Genomic DNA, 18,165 nt, shown 5'->3' with positions numbered 1-18,165 from the left:
ATCGCCAAGGTTTATGGTCCCTGGATGCCCTCCGCTGACGTCGGAGCCGGAGGGCACACAGAGACACTTTTTGCGGGAAATGCCAGCGTTACGACAACATCACCTCTAGACCCCGCGGTTTAAGTCGAAACGATCCAACTCCATCACCTTGACCCAGGCCGCCACGAAGTCCTTGACGAATTTCTCCTTGGCATCGCTGCTGCCGTACACCTCGCTCAACGCCCGCAACTGGGCGTGGGAACCAAACACCAGGTCAACCCGCGTGCCGGTCCATTTCACCTGCCCGGTCTTGCGGTCACGGCCTTCGAAGGTCTCGTTGTCAGCCGAGGTCGGCTTCCATTCCACGCTCATGTCCAGCAGGTTGCGGAAGAAATCGTTGCTCAAGGTGCCAGGCTTGTCGGTAAACACCCCATGCTGGCTGCCACCGTGGTTGGCGCCCAACACCCGCAGGCCACCGACCAGCACGGTCAGTTCCGGCGCGGTGAGGGTCAGCAACTGGGCCTTGTCCAGCAGCAGCTTCTCGGCCTTGACGCTGTACCTGGCCTTGGTGAAGTTGCGCAGGCCGTCTGCCAGCGGCTCCAGCACGGCGAACGACTCGACATCGGTCTGCGCCTGGGAGGCATCGGTGCGACCCGGCCGGAACGGCACGTTGACAGTGTGTCCAGCGTCCTGGGCGGCCTTCTCGACCGCAGCGGAGCCGGCCAGCACGATCAGGTCGGCCAGCGAAATCTTCTTGCCGCCGCTGTTGAATTCGCCCTGGATTTTCTCCAGCGCCTTGAGCACCTTGTCCAATTGCTGAGGCTGGTTGGCGGCCCAGGAGCGCTGAGGTTCCAGGCGCAGGCGCCCGCCGTTGGCGCCACCGCGCTTGTCCGAGCCACGGAAGGTCGAAGCTGCCGCCCAGGCGGTGGACACCAGTTCGGCAACGCTCAGGCCCGAGGCCAGCACCTTGGCCTTGAGCGCCGTGATGTCCTGCTCGTCTACCAGCGGGTGATCGACCTTGGGGATCGGGTCCTGCCAGAGCAGTTCTTCCTGCGGGTTTTCCGGGCCCAGGTAACGGGCCAGTGGCCCCATGTCACGGTGGATCAGCTTGTACCAGGCACGGGCGAAGGCGTCGGCCAGTTGCTCGGGATGCTCCTTGAAACGCCGGGCGATCGGCTCGTAGATCGGGTCGAAGCGCAAGGCCAGGTCAGAGGTGAGCATCATCGGTGAATGGCGCTTGGCCGGATCGTGGGCATCGGGCACGCTGTTGGCCCCCTTGCCATCCTTGGGACGCCATTGATGGGCGCCCGCCGGACTCTTGGTCAGTTCCCACTCGAAGTTGAACAGGTTGTTCAGGTACTCGTTGCTCCAGCGGGTCGGGGTCGAGGTCCAGGTCACTTCCAGGCCGCTGGTGATGGTATCGCCACCCTTGCCAGTGCCGAACTTGTTGGCCCAACCCAGCCCTTGCAGCTCGAGCCCGGCGGCTTCAGGTTCGGCACCGACGTTGTCCGCAGGGCCTGCACCGTGGGTCTTGCCGAAGGCGTGGCCGCCGGCGATCAGGGCCACGGTTTCTTCGTCATTCATCGCCATGCGGCCGAAGGTCTCACGAATGTCCTTGCCCGAAGCGACCGGGTCAGGATTGCCCTCCGGGCCTTCAGGGTTTACGTAGATCAAGCCCATCTGCACGGCTGCCAGCGGGTTTTCAAGGTTGCGCCCTGCCGGCTCGGTACGGCTTTGCTCCTCCGGATGCTTGGCAGGCTCTGCTACCAGATCACCTTTACCGGGCGGCTGGGCCTTGCCGTAGCGGGTGTCGCCCCCCAGCCAGACCTTCTCCGAGCCCCAGTACACATCTTCGTCCGGCTCCCAGACATCGGCGCGGCCTCCGGAGAAACCGAAGGTCTTGAAGCCCATCGACTCCAACGCGACGTTGCCGGTGAGCACGATCAGGTCGGCCCAGGAAATCTTGTTGCCGTATTTCTGCTTGATCGGCCACAGCAGCCGCCGGGCCTTGTCCAGGCTGACGTTGTCGGGCCAGCTGTTGAGCGGGGCGAAGCGCTGCTGGCCGGAGCCCGCGCCACCGCGGCCGTCCGCGATGCGGTAGGTGCCTGCGCTATGCCAGGCCATGCGGACGAACAGCGGGCCATAGTGGCCAAAATCCGCAGGCCACCAGTCCTGGGAGTCGGTCATCAACGCGGTGAGGTCTTTTTTCAGGGCTTGGAAGTCAAGGCTCTTGAACGCCTTGGCATAATCGAAATCCGGGTCCATCGGATCGGACTGGCTGCCGTGCTGGTGGAGAATCCTGAGGTTGAGCTGGTCGGGCCACCAGTCACGGTTGGTGGTGCCGCCGCCTGCGGTTTGATGGAACGGGCATTTCGATTCGTTCGACATCTGCGGGTACCTTATGGGTCGGTTGTCCAGATTTCCGGTCTATGCCAGGTGTTCTGCAGCCCGAGCCGCAAGGCTCGTGCCTTCTCTTCATCAGGGGGTGGTCGGTCTGTTGCCGACGCAGGCCCGCGGCGCTGCACGCGCAAATCGCGAGGCCACGGGAAAGACTAGCCCAGCATGGGCAGAGGTCTAATAGAGCGACTATTGAAAGGCGATAGGCTGGGTCTGTCAGGCAGGTCGAGGCAGCCGCGCCCCATCGACATCGTCGATAGCGACCATGAATATCTTCAAGTTCCACCGCTGGGCCCGGAGGCGGAAGATGGCTTCATTGAACCTTCGATGAGGCATCGATCATGGCATCGATCAGCAAAGGCGGCATGCTCGCCGCGATTTTGGCCCTGCTGTCCGCTCTGGGTGGCTGTGCCGCCTCGGCCACCTCGCAGGTGGCGCAACCCTACGGCCACTTCTATTCGGCCACCGAGCTGTCCAGCGTGTCGCTGAAACCGGGCCAACATGTCGCCGTGCTGTTGGGCCGCAATGCCGCTGCCACCCTGGACTACCTGCAGCGCCATCGCGAGGTCCCTCCTTCAGTGCCTGGCGCCTCGCGTGCCGTGCAAGTGGCCACGCTCAACAGTGGCAGCCAGGCCTATGGCTGGCTGGCCCAGTCGCTGGCGCAGACCTTCGCCGAGGTCACCTTCTACGACGATCTGGACACCCTGCTCGCCGATCGCCCCGACGTGATCGTGCTACTCGATGCCCAGAGCCGCCTCGCCAGCGCCACCAGCCCGGACATCGAAACCCAGGTGGTCGCACGCTTCTACGACGACCAACTGACCTACATCGGCCGCGCCGAAGGCCAGGCCCGTGAAGCGCTGCCCAGCGACACGGCGAATGTCGCCCGCCAGTTGCAGGTCGAGCAACACGTGCAGGCCGACGCCCTGCGCAGCTTCGACGCTTCGCTCAAGGCCCTGGTCAAAGGCTGACGGTCACTTGCGCCGCTGCATCCAGGCGGCACCAAGGCCGCTCAGGCAGATGATGGCGATGCCCACGATACTGGTGGTATCCGGCACCTGGCCGAATACCACCAGGCCCAGCACACCCGCAAACACGATCTGGCAGTAGCTGAACGGCGCCAGCAGCGCCGGAGCTGCATGGCGGAAGGCCTTGGTCAGCAGCAGGTGGGCGGTCATGCCGCAACCGCCAAGGGCGAGCATCAGCAGTACGTGCTGCCATTGCGGTGTCTGCCAGAAGAACGGCACCAGCGCACTCATGATCAGGGTGTTGCACAGGCCTGCGTAGAAGTTGCTGGTGGTTGGGCTGTCATGGGCGGCCAGAATCCGGGTCAGCAGCTGGTAGAAGCAGAAACCCAGGGCCGAACCGAAGGGAAACAGGATCGCCGGGGTGAACATCGCTCCGCCCGGATGCACCACCACCAGTACCCCGATGAACCCCATCACTACCGCCAGCCACTGGCCGAGCGTGACCCGCTCCTTGAGCAGCGGAGCCGACAGCGCAGTGACCAGCACCGGGGCGAGAAAGTTGACCGACGTGGCCTCGGCCAGCGGCAGGTACTGCAGGCCCGCCGTGAACAACAGGCTGGTGCTGAGCAGGCTCAAGGCCCGCAAGGTCTGCAGCAACGGACGCCGGGTGCGCAGTACACGCAGCCCCGCCTGGGGCATGAAGATGCCGGCCATCAGCAGCGTATGCACCACATAGCGCGCCCAGACCACCATGATCACCGGGTAGATACCACCGAGGAATTTCGACAGCCCATCATGGCTGGCGAACAGGAAAGTCGCGGCCACCACCAGGGCGATGCCGCGCAAGGGGTGGTTGACGCCGGACAGCGGGGTGCGGGTGGTCATGCGGATCTCTGGGCAGGACGAACCTTGCGAGTGTAGAAGAGATGGGGCGCCGGATGGCAAGTGTTTTTGCCCGCGTCAGGGCGAGTTTACCCGCGAAGCAGACACCGTGCCTCAGTCCCTGACAATCCTGCCCGGCTTCTTCAGGCGCTCGCTGGCCGGTGCCGGTCGCCCATAGAAGTAGCCCTGGAAATGCGAACACCCTTCTGCCGCCAGGCGCTCCATCTGCTCGGCCGACTCCACGCCCTCGGCCGTAGTCTTGATCTTCAGGCTGTTGGACAGCTCGGTGATCGCGCGGATGATCGACATCGCCTCGCGACTGTCGCACATGTCGTGGACGAAGGATTTGTCGATCTTGATCCGGTCGAACGGGAACGAGCGCAGGTAACCCAGCGACGAATAGCCGGTGCCGAAATCGTCCAGCGAGATCGACACGCCAAGCTCTTTCAGCTCCCGCAGGATGCGCACGTTCTCCTCGCTGTTGCCCAGCAGCACCGACTCGGTGATCTCCAGTTCCAGGCGATGCGGGGCAAGCCCTGAGTCCGACAGTGCCAGGGAAACGGTGTGCACCAGCCCACTGTTCTTGAACTGCACCGGCGACAGGTTGACCGACACCACCTCCTGCCCTTCCCAGGTCGCCGCCTCCTGGCAGGCGAGATTCAACACACGGGCGCCAATCTCGTGGATCAGCCCGGTCTCCTCGGCGATGGGAATGAAATCCATGGGCATGATCAGGCCACGGCTGGGGTGCTCCCAGCGCAGTAGCGCCTCGTAGCCGGTGACGCTGTTGCACTGCTGGTCCACCACCGGCTGGTAGTGCAATTGCAATTGCCCCAGGTGCAGGGCTGTGCGCAGGTCGGTCTCCACTAGGCGGCGCTGGCGTGCGGCAACGTCGAGTTCGACATGGAAGCATTCGTAGCGGTTGCGGCCATTGCGCTTGGCTTCGTACAGGGCCATGTCGGCGTAGCCGAGCAGTTGCTCGGCGTTGTCCTGGTCCTCGGGCGCAAAGGCAATGCCAATGCTCACACCGACAGCGAACTGGTGCCCTTCGATCTGGAACGGCGGACAGATCGCATCGATCAGGCGCCGGGCGGTATTGCAGGCCGCCTCGCGGTTGTCCAGCCCGGCCAGAACCACGGCGAACTCATCCCCACCTAGCCGGGCCAAGGTGTCGTGCTCGCGCAGCTCCCGACGCAGGCGCTTGCCCAGGGCACGCAGCAGTTTGTCGCCGAAGGCATGGCCGAGGGAGTCGTTGATGTTCTTGAAGTTGTCCAGGTCCAGGCACAAGGTGGCGGTCAGCTTGCCACTGTCCTCGCCGCGCGCCAGCGCCTGCTTGAGGCGCTCATGGAACAAGGTGCGATTGGGCAGGCCGGTCAGCGCATCGTGATGGGCCATGTGGTGAATCTGCGCATGGGCTGCCAGTTCTTCAGTGGCGTCCTCGGCGATGAACAGCACGTAATCGGCCTGGTTGTCGCGGTTCTGGCTGAGCAGCGCGCGGCTGCGCAAGGTGCGAGCTCCCGCGACGGTTTCCACACGGGTTTCAGCGGCGTAACCCTTGGTACTGCGTGCGCCGCGCGCCAGTTGCTGCTCGAGAAACTCGGCGGCAGCCGGCACCGCGCAATCTGCGGGCAGCGTGCCAATCAGGCTCGCCCCCTGGCCACCGAACAAGCGCTCGGCCTGCTGGTTGGCCAACAGGATGCGCTGGCTGACCAGGTCCTGGACGATGACACAAGCTGGAATATTGGCGATCACCGAATCGAGAAACTGCGACAGGGTACTCATCTCCTGGCTGTACTGCTCGGCCAGCTCCTTGGCCTGCAGCAGCTCCAGCTCGTAGCGACGACGCTCGGAGATGTCACGGGTAACCTTGGCGAAACCGATCAGTTGGCCGCTGTCCTCGTCATGGATGGCCTCGATCACCACGCTGGTCCAGAAATGCGAGCCGTCCTTGCGCTGGCGTACACCTTCGGCCTGGAAGCGCCCTTCCCGACGGGCCGTCTCCAGCCCCTGTTCGGGCAGGCCGCCGACGCGGTCTTCATGGGTGTAGAACACCGAGAAATGCTGGCCGACGATTTCATCGGCCTTGTAGCCCTTGGCTCGCTCGGCCCCGGCGTTCCAGTTGATCACATGGCCGGCGCTGTCGAGCATATAGATGGCATAGTCGCGCACGCACTGCACCAGCAGGCGGAAATGCCGCTCCTGCTCGCGCTGGGCCATCTGTGCATGGTACTGCTCGGTGCAATCACGGGTGATCTTGGCGAAACCCACCAGTTGCCCGTCGTCGTCATGCACCGCCTCGATCACCACATGGGCGCGCAGCAGGCTGCCGTCCTTGCGCAGGCGCCAGCCATGCTCCTCGAAACGACCACAGCGGCGCGCCTGCTCGAGGTTGGCTTGCGGCAGGCCGGCAGCGCGGTCCGCCTCGCTGTAGAACAGCGAGTAGTGCTGCCCGACAACCTCGGCGGCCTCATAGCCCTTGGCGCGCTGCGCCCCCGGGTTCCAGTTGGCGACCACCCCCTCCGGGGTCAGCAGGTAGATGGCATAGTCCACCACGCTCTGGATCAACAACCGGTACATGACGTCGGGGCTCGCGACTAGCGACATGGCATTCTTCCTGAACCTGCGGGGCCGTTTTTCAAGATACTGGCATTATGCCGTTGAGCGACAGGATTTTGTGAAGTGGTTCACAAAAATTCGCGCACACTGCACCTCAGTGGCGCATCGCTGCAATGCGCCAGGTGTGCAACTGCGGGTCATCTTCCGGCGCGATTACCTGCACGGCGCGCGGCAACTCGGCGACGACGCGGCTGCAAAAGGCCATGGCCGCTTCATCTTGCCGATAGCAGCGCAACAGCCAGTCATGCGCGCCACTGCGGAGCATCTGGCACGCTACTGCCCGGCCAATGCCTTGACGGCGGTAGCGCTTGAGGATGAACAGGTCGGCCAGCTCGAGGGCCTCGACCCCTGGCAGCTCGCTACGCTCGACCAGCACGAAGCCGGCGATGAAGCCGTCGACCAGCACCAGGCTTGCCCCCCAACCGGACGATTGCCAGTAGCGCGCCATGTGCGCCTCGTGCAGGTAGAAACGCCCGTCCGCCTCCACGTCTTCCTGCTCCCAGTCCGAGGACTCGTAGGCATAGAACTGGTAAAGATTGCGGATGATTTCGGCATGTTCAGGGCCGGTCGGGAACAGCTCGAGTGACGGCGCTGACATGGGGCAGGCTCGCTGAAGGCAGGAGCGCCAATTCTACCCGCCCAGACAGGTTTTTCCAGGGATCGGCACCGAGATCCAAGTCCGTGGCGCCTGTCCTTGCGACAGGCGCCAGGCAAGGCTCATTTTTCTTCCAGCACGGCCCTGCCCTTCACCGCCCGCGGCCCGCGCCAGGCCCAGAACAACAGGCCGGGGAACGGCGCCCAAACCACGAACACGACCCACAACATCTTGCGCTCGGCACGGCGCTCGCTGCCGATGATGTGCCATATCGCCCAGATCTGCAGAAGAATCACCAGCACTGCGACGAGGATCCAGACCGTTCCGATTTCCATGAGCGTTCTCCTGTGAGCATGTAATGCATTTGTTCACGCCAGGCGCCAAGGGTTCATTCCAATCCGCATACCGCCAGTGCAGGGCTCGCGGCATTATCCGGCCAGTGATTGTCTTTCCCCGCAACTCCCAGCACACTCCCTGCGCCATCGAAGGAAACGGAGTCCGCTGTGCCCACGCCTCGCCAGTTCAGCAAGAAGACTAGCACCAGTAACATGTTGCGGCTCAAATCCGGCGCCAGCGACGAACAGGTGCCGTACCGCGTCGACTTCGTTCTGCTCGAGCATTTTTCCATGGCCAGTTTCACCGTGGCGATGGACGTGCTGGTCACCGCCAACCTGCTGCGAGCCGACAGTTTCCGCTTCACCCCGCTGTCGCTCGAAGGTGACCGAGTGCTGAGTGACCTGGGGCTGGAACTGGTGGCCAGCGAGCTGGACCCGCGCAAGCTCAAGGAGCCCGACCTCCTGGTCATCTGCGCCGGCCTGCGCACCCCGCTCAAATACCCCGAACTCGACCGCCTGCTGGGCGACTGCGCGGCCCACGGCATGGCCCTGGGTGGCTTGTGGAGCGGTGCATGGTTCCTCGGCCGCGCCGGGGTGCTGGGCGACTACGGTTGCAGCATCCACCCCGAACAGCGGGCCAGCCTCGCCGAACGCAGCCCGCAGACGCGCATCACGCCGGCCAGCTTCACCCTTGATCGCGATCGCCTGACCGCCGCCAGCCCCAATGGCGCCATGGAACTGATGCTGGGCCTGGTACGCCGGCTGTATGGCGATCCCTTGGCCGAAGGTGTCGAAGAGATCCTGTCGTTCTCCGGCGCCCGCTATCGCCAGGTCGGGCCCGGGGCGAAGAAGTCCATGAGCCTGCAACTTCGCACCATTGTCGAGCTGATGGAAAACAACCTGGAAGAGACCCTCAGCCTCGATCAGCTGGCCGCCTACAGCGGCCGCTCGCGTCGGCAGATCGACCGCTTGTTCCAGGCCCAGCTCGGTACCTCACCGCGGCGCTACTACATGGAGCTGCGCATCACCAAGAGCCGGCGGCTGCTGCAGTACTCGGACCTGTCGGTCATGGAAGTGGCGGTGGCGTGCGGGTTCGTTTCGGTGTCGCACTTCAGCAAGTGCTACGCGGCGTATTTCGGCTACCCGCCTTCACGTGAGCAGCGGCTGGGCGAATGATGCAAATGCTGGGCATCAGGCGCGGATGTAGTTGAGCACGGCTTCGCAGATCATCTGCTTGTGGCGCAGCTTGATTGCGTCGTCCGCCAGGTCGATCTGGAAGATCTGGCCGAAGGTATGCCGGTTCGAGACCCGATAGAAGCAGAACGAACTCATCAGCATATGCAGGTCGATGACCTCGATGCCCGCACGGAACATGCCTTCCTCGACCCCGCGCTGCAGGGTGCGCGCCAGTGATTCGAGCACCAGGCTGCTCATTTCGCGGATCACCGGCGCCTGCTTGACGAACTCACCGTAATGGATGTTTTCGGTACAGACGATGCGTACGAAGTCGACATTGTGGTCGTGGTGATCGAAGGTGAACTCCACCAGCCGGCGGATCGCCTGCTCGACCGGCAGCGACTCCAGGTCCAGGCTGTGCTCGGTCTTGCGGATGTCGCCGTAGAGCTTGACCAGGCATTCCAGGTACAGCTGTTCCTTGCTGCCGAAGTAGTAGTAGATCATGCGCTTGGAAGTGGCGGTGCGCTCGGCGATCGCATCGACCCGCGCGCCAGCCAGGCCTTGCTGGACGAACTCGTGGATCGCAGCCTGGAGAATGTCCTCGCGGGTTTTCTCCGGGTTGTTCTTGCGCGACTTGCGCGCCCCGCCCTCGGACTGACCGAGGCTGACTTGCGGATCACTCATACCGACTCACAGGCTGTTGTTTGGAATGTGCGGGGATTATCCGTGAGCCGGGCGGTGCAGGGAAGCGCGAGGGTGGAATGTGAAACGTGCTAGCCACCCGCACTCGCGCGCAGCTTGGCCATGGCCGCCAGGCGCACCGCCACGTTCGCCGCGCCGTACCCCGTGTAGTCCCCCTTGCGCTGGAGGATTTCGAAGAAGAAACGCCCCTCGAACGGTTCGGTGTACACATGGAACAGCTCGCCGCCCTGCGCATCGCGGTCGTACAGCACGTTGTAGTACGCAAGCTCGCTGAGGAACTCATCGTCGAACTCGAAGCGCGCCGCCAGATCGTCGTAGTAGTTCATCGGGATCTCCAGCAATGGCACGCCAGCCTCCTTGGCCCGTGTGACCTCGGCGAAGATGTCGGCGCAGTCGAAGGCGATATGGTGCACGCCCGAACCACGGTAGCTCGACAGGGCGTGGGCGATGGCCGTGTTGCGGTTCTCGGAGATGTTCAGCGGCAGGCGCAACGTCGCGCACGGGCTGCGCAGGGCGCGGCTCTTGACCAGCCCATAAGGGTCGGGCAGTACCACTTCGTCGTCGGCGGTGAAGTCGAACAGGCTCTTGTAGAACAGCACCCAACTGTCCAGACCCTCGGCCGGCAAGGCCAAGGCCATGTGGTCGATGCGCTGCAGCCCGCCAGCGGCAGTGGCCGACGGATCGAGGCAGAAATCACTGTCATAGATGCTCTGCCCTGCCCCGGCCGGCTCCACCAGGTAGATCAGACTGCCATCCGGCGCGCGCACCGCCGGGATTTCCCGCTCGTTGGGGCCGACCAGACCACGGAATGGCTGACCACGATAGGCCATTGCCCGCTGCAGCGCCGCCTGGGCGTCATCCACGCGCAAGGCTGCAGCGCACAGCGATGGACCATGAGCCTCGTAGAAGTTGTGGGCAAAGGAATAGGGTTCGGCGTTGAGCACGATATTGATATCACCCTGGCGCAGCAGCCTGACCGCCTTGCTGCGGTGCTGACCGGCCTCGGCGAACCCCAGGCGCTTCAACCACCCACCCAGCCGCGCACCGACCGCGTCATCTACGGCGAACTCGACGAACTCCACCCCGTCATAACGGCTCGCCGCAGGCGGTGCGAACAGCACGCCGGGTTCCACTGCGACCGCCTGCTCGGCCAGCCGCACGCGGGTCTTTTCCTCCAGGTACAGCAACGAGCGCAGACCATCGGCGGCGTTCTGACGCGAAGGTGCCGCGCGAAAGCCATCGTTGAAGACCTCAAGCGACAGCGGGCCGCGATACCCACTGGCGATGATCGGCGCAAGGAAACCTGCGAGGTCCATCTCGCCCTGGCCGGGGAAACAGCGAAAATGCCGACTCCACTCCAGCACGTCCATGGCCAGGATCGGCGCATCGGCCATCTGCACGAAGAAAATCTCCTCACCGGGAATATCGCGGATCGCACTGGGATCGCCCTTGAGCGAGAGCGTGTGGAAGCTGTCGAGAATCACCCCCAGCGCCGGATGATCGACCTTGCGCACCAGGTGCCACACCTGCTGCCAGGTGTTGACGTGTCGCCCCCAGGCCAAGGCTTCGTAACCGATGCGCAGACCCCGGGCCCCGGCGTGCTCGGCCAGCAGCCGCAGGTCATCGACCAGCACTTGCTCATCGCCCAGCGCATCGGGCTGCACGTTGCTGCACACCAGCACCAGGTCGGTGCCCAACTCCTGCATCAGGTCGAACTTGCGCGCCGCGCGGTCGAGGTTCTTGTGCAGACGATCACGGCGGCAGCCCTCGAAGTCGCGAAACGGCTGAAACAGCGTGATGGCCAGCCCCAGGTCCGCACACCGCTGCCGAATTTCACGCGGGGCACCGGCGTAATGGAGCAGGTCGTTCTCGAAGATCTCGACGCCATCAAAGCCTGCGGCAGCGATGGCTTCGAGCTTTTCAGGCAGGGTACCGCTGAGTGAGACGGTGGCGATCGAACGCTGCATGTTGAGTTCCTTGTTGTTTGCACAGGCGCAGGTTCGTCTGACCTGTGAGCCTGCTTGTTCTCGACGATGGCAGGATCGATTATTCGCAGGTAAAGTCGTGACGGCAATGCACTTTGTACGAAATGGTTAGTTTGTGTTCGATAATCGCACAAAAGCCAGCAAGGCGAATTGATTCACCGCAGATGCCTGGACCACCATGGATTCAGTCGCCGCCATCCGGGCTTATGCCTGCCCGAGGGCGACCGCCATCCGACAACCAACAAGAACAACGGAGACACCATGGCCCACTCTTCACAGGCCAAGAAAGCCACCGCCAGCGGGTGGATCGGCTCGGCCCTCGAGTACTACGACTTCTTCATCTATGCCCAGGCGGCAGCGCTGATCTTCCCGCAGATCTTCTTCCCCTCCAGCGACCCGAAGATGGCCATCATCGCCTCCCTTGCCACCTATGGCGTCGGCTACCTGGCTCGTCCGGTCGGCGCCTTCGTGCTCGGCCATTGGGGTGACACGCGAGGACGCAAGAACGTGCTGCTGCTGTGCATGTTCCTGATGGGCATCTCGACCATGGCCGTAGGCCTGCTGCCCACCTACCACGACATCGGCCTCCTCGCCCCTGCCTTGTTGGTGGTCCTGCGCCTGGTCCAAGGCTTCGCCGTGGCCGGAGAGATCTCCGGCGCCAGTTCCATGATCATGGAGCACGCGCCCTTCGGACGTCGCGGCTACTACGCCAGCTACACCCTGCAAGGCGTGCAGGCCGGCCAGGTGATGGCCGCTGCGGTATTCCTGCCACTGGCCTACTTCATGCCCAGCGAAGCGTTCAACGAATGGGGCTGGCGCATTCCGTTCCTGATGAGTGCAGTGGTGCTGATCGCAGGCTTCATCATTCGCAAGGAGGTGCACGAAACCCCGGCATTCGTTCAGGAAGAAAAACAGGACAAGGTGGCCAAGTCCCCAATCGGCGAAGCGTTCCGCCACAGCTGGAAACACATGGTGCTGGTGATGTTCATGGCACTGATGAACGTGATCCCGGTGGTCGCCACCATCTTCGGCGCGGCCTATGCGGTGCAGCCGGCCTACGCCATCGGTTTCGACAAGAGCGTGTACCTGTGGATCCCGGTGGTGGGCAATATCGTCGCGGTGCTGGTGATTCCGTTCGTGGGCAACCTGTCGGACCGCATCGGCCGGCGCCCGACCATGATTGCCGGGTGCCTGGGATCGGGCCTGCTGGCGTTCGTCTACCTGTATGCGATCAGCATCCAGAACGTGCCACTGGCCTTCGTCGGCTCGATCCTGATGTGGGGCATGGTCTACCAGGGCTACAACGCCGTGTTCCCAAGCTTCTACCCCGAGCTGTTCCAGACCCGCTACCGGGTGTCGGCCATGGCCATCGCACAGAACATCGGCACCATGCTCACGGCGATGCTGCCGGCACTGTTCGCAGCCGTCGCCCCACCCGGTTCGGAGCATATCTGGCTGGTGGTCGGGGCACTGGCCTTCGCCATCACCTGCGTGTGTGCACTGGCCGCCTATGTGGCGCCTGAAACCTACCGGATGGCGATGGAAGACCTGGGTAACCCGCAGGCCAAACCGCTGGAAAAGGACGCCTATGAAGCCAGCCGCAAAAGCAGCTTCGAGGTGGTGAGCCCGTAAGACAGTCGGGGCCGCACAGCGGCCCCGGCAACCTCAAGCCTTGACCACCGCCTGCAGGTTCCTCCACAACCGCTCCACATCCGCCCGTTCCGTCGGCAGCGCGCCGACCGACACCCGTACCATCCACCGGCCTTGCAGGGTGGCCGGGGTCACGTAGGCATCGCCGGAAGCATTGAGCCGGTCTGCCCAGCCACGGGTGTGCTCATCCAGCGCCTCACCGTCCAGCCCCTCTGGTTCATGCCGAATGCACAGGGTCTGCAACTGCACCGGCGCCAGCAGTTTCCAACCCGGCGCCGCCGCGACCTGCTCGGCCAGCCATCGGGCATTTTCCAGGTCTCGGCGCAGGCGCTGCTGCAAGGCCTCGACCCCTTCGCTGCGCAGCATGAACCACAGCTTCAGCGCACGGAACCTCCGCCCCAGCGGTATGCCCCAGTCGCGCAGGTTCTTCACTTCGCCATCCACCGACGACTGCAGGTAGCTGGGGTTGGTACTCATCACCCGGATCAGGTGCTGCGGGTCGCGCACGTAATAGATCGAACAGTCGAAGGCCACGCCCAGCCACTTGTGCGCATTGACTACCACCGAGTCGGCCAGCTCGATGCCGTCCCACATCCAGCGGCATTCGGGGAGGATCATCGCCGAGCCTGCCATCGCCGAATCGACATGCAGCCACAACCCCGCCGCCTGGGCGATCTCACCGACCGGGCGCAACGGGTCCAGGGCCGTGGTGGCGGTAGTGCCGGTGGTGGCAACCACGGCGCAGGGCTGATTGCCGGCGGCCAGGTCCTGCTCGATGGCGGCCTGCAGCGCTTCGGGGATCATGGCGAAGCGCTCGTCCGTTGGGATCTGACGAATGTTGTCGCGGCCGAATCCGGCCAGCAACGCGGCCTTGTCCACCGAGCTGTGGGCATGGGCACTGACGTAGACGATCAGCGGCTTGTCCTGGGCCTGCAGGCCGCCGCGGGCGAGGATGTAGTCGGTGCTGCGCTCACGTGCGCTGATCAGCGCGACCAGGGTGCTGGTGGAGGCCGTGTCCTGGATCACCCCGCTCCACTGCGCCGACAGCCCCAGCAGCTGGCGCAGCCAGTCGAGGGTAGTTTCCTCCAGCTCGCTCAGGGCCGGGCTGGACTGCCAGGACAGGCCGAGCACGCCAAGCCCTGTGCTGAGGAAGTCGCCGAGAACCGACGACAGCGTGCCGTTGGAGGGGAAGTAGCCGTAGAAGTCCGGATGCTGCCAGTGCGACAGGCCGGGCATCACCAGGCTGGAGACATCATCGAGGATGGCGGCGAACGGCTCGCCCTGCTGCGGCGCAGCCTCGGGCAGCGCGGCCTTGAGGTAGCCGGGCTCGACCTGGGCCATCACCGGGCGCTCGCCGACGGTCTGGCGATAGTCGGCGATCAGGTCGATGAGCTGGTGGCCGTATTGGCGGAATTGTTCGGGGGTCACTGGGCTGGCTCCTGGGCGAAGGGATGAGGTGTCAGCACCGACACCCCGCAATCAGCCCAGTCTAGGCAACCCGCCGTCGGGCAATAACCCCGTTTCGCGCATAGCTGCTATCGCAACCGCGCATCCCCGCCCTGCACGCCGAACGACGACTGGCGCCACAGCTCGAATACCCGGTTACGCAACCAGCGGTGCTCGGCCGAGGCCTGCAAGCGCTGGTGCCAGACCACCCAGTAGCGCTGGCTGTGCTCGATGAAGCCCAGCGGCCGCCAGGCCAGGCCATGCAGGCGGGACAGTTGGCGGGCGATATGCTCCGGTACCGTGGCCAACGCCTGACCATTGCCGATCACCTGCACCATGGCACTGAAGAACGGCACCTGCAGCTGCATGCGTCGCTGCAGGCCCTGGGCACGCAGGTGTCGGTCGATGAAGCTGTCCTTGTCGCCGCCGCCGGATACCCGCACATGGCGATAAGCAAGGTAGTCGTCCTGGCTGATCGTGGTGCAGGCGGTCAGCGGATGCCCGCCCGCCATCAGGCACACTGCCCGGTCTTCGCCGAGCAGCCGGCCATGCAGGTTGGGCGGGGACTCATCGAACAGTGTGGTGGCCAGATCGACCTCACCACTGGCCAGCGAGGCGTATTGGCCGGCCTGCCAGGTGCGGTACTCGAGGGATACCCCGGGCGCCTCATGCTCCAGGGCCGTCACCAGGTCCGGAAGGATGTGCTCGGCCACATAGTCGGAGGCGGCGATGCAGAAACGCCGCTCGCAACGCGCCGGGTCGAAGGCGGCAGGCTGGCGCAGGGCGCTGAGCTCATCGAGCACCTGACGCAAGGGTTCGACCAAGGTTTCGGCATGTTCGCTGAGCACATAGCCGCGCCCCTGGCGGACCAGCAGCGGGTCGCCGAAGGCATCGCGCAGGTGAGCGAGCTGCCGACTGAGGGCCGACTGGCTGCAACCCAGGCGCTCGGCGGCGTGGCTGAGGTTCTTCAATTGCAGGAGGCAATCGAGGGTGCGCAGGTGGGCCAGGCTCAGTGAGGCGAAGGTGGGGGTCATGGGGTGACCTGCGCGGGTGAGGTGGAGGGCCCCATGGCGGGGCCCATCGGGCCGCGAGGCGGCCCGGCAGGAAGTCAGTCCGTCAGACCGACATAGACGTTCTGCACGTCTTCGTTCTCGTCGATCGCCTCGAGGAAGGCCTCGACCTCGGCCAGGGCTTCAGCACTCAGGCTGGCGGCGCTCACCGGGTTTTTCGGGGTATAGCCGATCTTCGCCGAGGTGACGGTGAAACCATGCTCGGGCAGGGCCTTCTGCACCGCGTCCAGGTCGGTGGTGTCGGTGATGAACAGGGTCGAGCCCTCTTCCTCGCCGTCCTCGAAGTCCTGGGCGCCAGCTTCGATGGCGGCCATTTCCGGGTCGGCATCACCCTCCGGGGTGGCCTCGATCAGGCCGACATGGTTGAAGTCCCAGGCCACCGAGCCGCTTGCGCCGAGCTGGCCCTTGCGGAACAACACCCGGATCTGGGCGACGGTACGGTTCACGTTGTCGGTCAGGCATTCGACGATCAGCGGCACCTGGTGAGGCGCAAAGCCCTCGTAGCTGACGGCGTGGTACTGCACCGCCTCGCCATCCAGGCCAGCGCCTTTCTTGATCGCACGCTCGAGGGTTTCGCGGGTCATCGAGGCTTTCTTGGCCTGGGCGATCGCCAAGCGCAGACGCGGGTTCATATCCGGGTCAGCGCCCGACTTGGCCGCGATCTGGATCTCCTTGGCCAACTTGCCCATGATCTTGCCCTTGGCGTTGGCGGCCGTTTCTCTATGCTTGGCTTTCCACTGTGCGCCCATCTCGACTCTCTTTGTCTCAGCGGCCGGTTCAGGAAGCGACCGGCCAAAAGTGGGGAGAGTTTATACGCCCTCGCGGGTGGGATCGACAAGAAATCGCATGGCGGACATTCGCGGGCAACTCGCAGCGGCGAACCGCCGCCCCTGCAAGCGGTGGGTACCTGTGGGAGCGGCGGTGCGGCGACCCGACTTGCCCGCGAAAATGCCCACACCGACTCAGCCCTTGTCCGCCTTCCCCGCCGCCGCCGCGAACTTCGCCAACCGCACATCCAGCCGCCGCGGGCGCAGCCCTCGGTCTTCGGCGCGCTCCTTGCGCCGCACGGCATCGCGCACCATCAGCGACCCCAGGTAGCGGATCGGCTCCGGCGGGAACTGCCCCAGCGGCCCCTTGACCAGGGGCGAGCGCGTCCAGGCGTTGTCCATCCCCAGGGCCAGCGACGAAAGGATCTGCCCGCCCATGTGGCAAGGCCCTACCCCGCTGCCGGAATAGCCGAAGCCATAGAACACGTTGCCCTGCCCGTCCAGCCGGCCGAAGAACGGCAAGCCGGTCACCGAGCGATCCGATGGCCCGTTCCAGCTCGCGGCCAGCGGCACCTCGGCCAGCGCCGGGAAGAACTCGCCCAAGGTCCGCTTCAGCAGCGATCGGTAGGGTGATGGCTGATCGAAGACCGGCAGCATGCGCCCGCCATAGGCGAAGGTATTGCCGCCCTTGCCGAGCATCAGCCGACCGTCGGGTGTGTTGTGGTAGTAATGCACGAAGATGCGCGAATCGAGCACGCTGATACCGGTCTCCAGGCCCGTCTGGCGCAACAGTTCGGGGCACGGCTCGGTGATCACCATGTCGCTGGAGACGATCGCCACGCTGCGCCCGAACTGCGCGAACTGCCGCGCCATCCAGGCATTCAGGCCCAGCACGACCCGGTCGGCACGCACGGTGCCGTGGTGGGTGCGCACCTGCACCGGGGCGCCGTGCTCAAGGCTGGTCATCGCCGTGCCCTCGTGGATGCGCACGCCACGCTGCAGCGCGACCCGGCGCAGGCCACGCACCAGCTTGCCCGGCTGTACCGTGGCGGCCGCTGGCGAGAACCAGCCTTCCCGGTGGCGGTCAGAGCCTGCCCGACGCTGCACCTCATCCAGCGCCAGACGCTGGAACGAGTTGATGCCCTGGCGCTGCAGCGCGGCGATCACCGCATCGGTACTGCCGACCTGGGCGGCATTGGTGGCGGTGTACAAGGTGCCGTCCATGCGGTAGTCGCAGTCGATGTGATGTTCGGCGCAGAACGTGCCGATGGCCGCGATACTGCGCTCCGACTCACGGACCAGGCGCACCGCCTCGGCCACACCGAACAAGCGCTCCAAGGTGAAGTACTTGGCCGACCACGACAGCGCACAACCACCATTGCGCCCGCTGGCACCGGCGCCGCAGATATCCGCCTCGATCAGCAGCACATCCAGCGCCGGCAGCGCCTCCTTGAGCATCAGCGCGGTCCACAAGCCGGTATAGCCGCCACCGACGATGCACACATCACAGCGCACATCACCTTGCAGCGGCGGGCATACCGCTTCGTTTTGCGGATCCAGGGCCTGTTGCAGCCAGAACGGTCTCATCGTTTCACTT

Annotated in this window: 14 protein-coding genes; 3 read left to right on the top strand and 11 right to left on the bottom strand. The window is 64.6% G+C overall.

The window, feature by feature from the left end; translation table 11 throughout:
* Nucleotides 1-105: 105 nt before the first annotated feature.
* On the bottom strand, nt 106-2,367 hold the full coding sequence (gene katG / locus VA602_RS18700; RefSeq protein ID WP_323453943.1) for a catalase/peroxidase HPI: 2,262 nt from the start codon (nt 2,365-2,367) through the stop codon (nt 106-108).
* A gap of 350 nt (nt 2,368-2,717) precedes the next feature.
* Between katG and VA602_RS18695 the strand changes: the two genes are divergently transcribed.
* Nucleotides 2,718-3,347, top strand: a complete 630-nt coding sequence (locus tag VA602_RS18695; RefSeq protein WP_323453942.1) for an ATPase — start codon at nt 2,718-2,720, stop codon at nt 3,345-3,347.
* Nucleotides 3,348-3,350: 3 nt separating this feature from the next.
* Here the strand turns inward: VA602_RS18695 and VA602_RS18690 are convergent, their stop codons facing one another.
* The 4 genes from VA602_RS18690 to VA602_RS18675 form a co-directional block, all read right to left on the bottom strand.
* Entirely contained in the window at nt 3,351-4,229 is an 879-nt protein-coding gene (locus VA602_RS18690; RefSeq protein ID WP_054891552.1) for a DMT family transporter, read from the bottom strand.
* A 111-nt stretch (nt 4,230-4,340) separates the two neighbouring features.
* Nucleotides 4,341-6,830: a sensor domain-containing protein gene (locus VA602_RS18685; RefSeq protein WP_323453941.1), complete on the bottom strand. Its 2,490-nt coding sequence runs from the start codon at nt 6,828-6,830 to the stop codon at nt 4,341-4,343.
* Between the two features lie 106 nt (nt 6,831-6,936).
* Nucleotides 6,937-7,440, bottom strand: coding sequence for a GNAT family N-acetyltransferase (locus VA602_RS18680; protein WP_323453940.1), 504 nt, complete (start codon nt 7,438-7,440; stop codon nt 6,937-6,939).
* A gap of 119 nt (nt 7,441-7,559) precedes the next feature.
* The gene (locus VA602_RS18675) at nt 7,560-7,772 is read right to left on the bottom strand and encodes a PLDc N-terminal domain-containing protein (protein ID WP_054891554.1); all 213 of its coding nucleotides are present in this window, start codon (nt 7,770-7,772) and stop codon (nt 7,560-7,562) included.
* Between the two features lie 168 nt (nt 7,773-7,940).
* Between VA602_RS18675 and VA602_RS18670 the strand changes: the two genes are divergently transcribed.
* Complete coding sequence (locus VA602_RS18670; RefSeq protein WP_323453939.1) at nt 7,941-8,948, top strand: GlxA family transcriptional regulator; 1,008 nt, start codon at nt 7,941-7,943, stop codon at nt 8,946-8,948.
* Nucleotides 8,949-8,963: 15 nt separating this feature from the next.
* Here the strand turns inward: VA602_RS18670 and VA602_RS18665 are convergent, their stop codons facing one another.
* The gene (locus VA602_RS18665; protein WP_151924938.1) at nt 8,964-9,632 is read right to left on the bottom strand and encodes a TetR/AcrR family transcriptional regulator; all 669 of its coding nucleotides are present in this window, start codon (nt 9,630-9,632) and stop codon (nt 8,964-8,966) included.
* Nucleotides 9,633-9,721: 89 nt separating this feature from the next.
* Complete coding sequence (quiC, locus tag VA602_RS18660; protein ID WP_323453938.1) at nt 9,722-11,617, bottom strand: 3-dehydroshikimate dehydratase QuiC; 1,896 nt, start codon at nt 11,615-11,617, stop codon at nt 9,722-9,724.
* Between the two features lie 279 nt (nt 11,618-11,896).
* On the opposite strand from quiC, the gene VA602_RS18655 reads away from it, so the two are divergent.
* Nucleotides 11,897-13,267, top strand: coding sequence for an MFS transporter (locus VA602_RS18655; RefSeq protein ID WP_323453937.1), 1,371 nt, complete (start codon nt 11,897-11,899; stop codon nt 13,265-13,267).
* A gap of 33 nt (nt 13,268-13,300) precedes the next feature.
* Here VA602_RS18655 and VA602_RS18650 read toward each other — a convergent pair whose 3' ends face one another.
* The 4 genes from VA602_RS18650 to VA602_RS18635 all read right to left on the bottom strand — a co-directional run bounded on the left by VA602_RS18650 (nt 13,301) and on the right by VA602_RS18635 (nt 18,155).
* Complete coding sequence (locus VA602_RS18650) at nt 13,301-14,713, bottom strand: DOPA decarboxylase (RefSeq protein ID WP_063545254.1); 1,413 nt, start codon at nt 14,711-14,713, stop codon at nt 13,301-13,303.
* Nucleotides 14,714-14,820: 107 nt separating this feature from the next.
* The gene (locus VA602_RS18645) at nt 14,821-15,765 is read right to left on the bottom strand and encodes a LysR family transcriptional regulator (protein ID WP_323453936.1); all 945 of its coding nucleotides are present in this window, start codon (nt 15,763-15,765) and stop codon (nt 14,821-14,823) included.
* 74 nt (nt 15,766-15,839) lie between these two features.
* Complete coding sequence (locus VA602_RS18640) at nt 15,840-16,550, bottom strand: YebC/PmpR family DNA-binding transcriptional regulator (RefSeq protein WP_063545256.1); 711 nt, start codon at nt 16,548-16,550, stop codon at nt 15,840-15,842.
* Nucleotides 16,551-16,763: 213 nt separating this feature from the next.
* On the bottom strand, nt 16,764-18,155 hold the full coding sequence (locus VA602_RS18635; RefSeq protein WP_323453935.1) for an FAD-dependent oxidoreductase: 1,392 nt from the start codon (nt 18,153-18,155) through the stop codon (nt 16,764-16,766).
* Nucleotides 18,156-18,165 lie beyond the last annotated feature (10 nt).

It is taken from the genome of Pseudomonas machongensis (assembly GCF_034961125.1).
Lineage (GTDB): Bacteria > Pseudomonadota > Gammaproteobacteria > Pseudomonadales > Pseudomonadaceae > Aquipseudomonas > Aquipseudomonas machongensis.
Note: the sequence above shows the minus strand (reverse complement) of the source record. Positions and strands in the feature narration are given on the sequence as shown.

Excerpts from the sequence above, each read along its gene's own strand:
- katG (WP_323453943.1), bottom strand. The coding sequence starts at position 2,367 with ATGTCGAACGAATCGAAATGCCCGTTCCATCAAACCGCAGGCGGCGGC.
- VA602_RS18695 (WP_323453942.1), top strand. The coding sequence starts at position 2,718 with ATGGCATCGATCAGCAAAGGCGGCATGCTCGCCGCGATTTTGGCCCTG.
- VA602_RS18690 (WP_054891552.1), bottom strand. The coding sequence starts at position 4,229 with ATGACCACCCGCACCCCGCTGTCCGGCGTCAACCACCCCTTGCGCGGC.
- VA602_RS18685 (WP_323453941.1), bottom strand. The coding sequence starts at position 6,830 with ATGTCGCTAGTCGCGAGCCCCGACGTCATGTACCGGTTGTTGATCCAG.
- VA602_RS18680 (WP_323453940.1), bottom strand. The coding sequence starts at position 7,440 with ATGTCAGCGCCGTCACTCGAGCTGTTCCCGACCGGCCCTGAACATGCC.
- VA602_RS18675 (WP_054891554.1), bottom strand. The coding sequence starts at position 7,772 with ATGGAAATCGGAACGGTCTGGATCCTCGTCGCAGTGCTGGTGATTCTT.
- VA602_RS18665 (WP_151924938.1), bottom strand. The coding sequence starts at position 9,632 with ATGAGTGATCCGCAAGTCAGCCTCGGTCAGTCCGAGGGCGGGGCGCGC.
- quiC (WP_323453938.1), bottom strand. The coding sequence starts at position 11,617 with ATGCAGCGTTCGATCGCCACCGTCTCACTCAGCGGTACCCTGCCTGAA.
- VA602_RS18655 (WP_323453937.1), top strand. The coding sequence starts at position 11,897 with ATGGCCCACTCTTCACAGGCCAAGAAAGCCACCGCCAGCGGGTGGATC.
- VA602_RS18645 (WP_323453936.1), bottom strand. The coding sequence starts at position 15,765 with ATGACCCCCACCTTCGCCTCACTGAGCCTGGCCCACCTGCGCACCCTC.
- VA602_RS18640 (WP_063545256.1), bottom strand. The coding sequence starts at position 16,550 with ATGGGCGCACAGTGGAAAGCCAAGCATAGAGAAACGGCCGCCAACGCC.
- VA602_RS18635 (WP_323453935.1), bottom strand. The coding sequence starts at position 18,155 with ATGAGACCGTTCTGGCTGCAACAGGCCCTGGATCCGCAAAACGAAGCG.